Origin of the sequence: Colwellia sp. BRX8-7, assembly GCF_014077275.1 — a bacterium.
GTDB lineage: Bacteria > Pseudomonadota > Gammaproteobacteria > Enterobacterales > Alteromonadaceae > Colwellia_A.
This window is the reverse complement of the sequence record NZ_JACGVP010000090.1, coordinates 1-536: the sequence shown is the minus strand read 5'-3', so window position 1 is coordinate 536 and position 536 is coordinate 1. Positions and strand designations below refer to the sequence as shown.

At 40.5% G+C, this 536-nt stretch carries 1 protein-coding gene; it reads left to right on the top strand.

Going from position 1 to position 536, the window contains the following annotated elements; genetic code table 11:
• A partial coding sequence (locus H4J57_RS19565) for a transposase (RefSeq protein ID WP_182244003.1) occupies positions 1–536 on the top strand: 536 nt, incomplete at both ends.

The following is a 536-nucleotide window of genomic DNA, read 5'->3' as shown; positions in this document are numbered from 1 at the left end:
ACCGTCAATAATGCTCGATTACTTAGCATTAAAGAAGCCGTTCCGTTAACCGAAGATGAAGGCGTAATAGCCCCTAATCAACTGTTAGTGGAAGTGCTTATCGCACAATTCAAGGTGTTACTTATGGGTATTGAACAGTTGGATAAAGCAATAAAACAGCTGTACAAAAAACAACAAGACAAGGCTATTTTTGATAGTTTACCTGGCGCAGGCCCACAACTAGCACCGCGCTTATTAGTCGCTTTTGGTCACAATAGAGAACGTTATACGGATGCTTCACAGATGCAGAAGTATGCGGGTATTGCACCCGTCATTGAAAGCAGCGGTAAAAAGACATGGACACATTGGCGGTACAGTTGTCCTACTTTTTTAAGGCAAACGTTTGTTGAATGGGCTGGTTTTTCGATACGCTATTCATTCTGGGCAAAAGCTTATTATGAGCAACAAAAAAGTAAAGGTAAACCACATAACAGCATAATAAGATCGCTTGCTTTCAAGTGGATAAGAATAATATTTAGGTGCTGGAAAACGAAGAC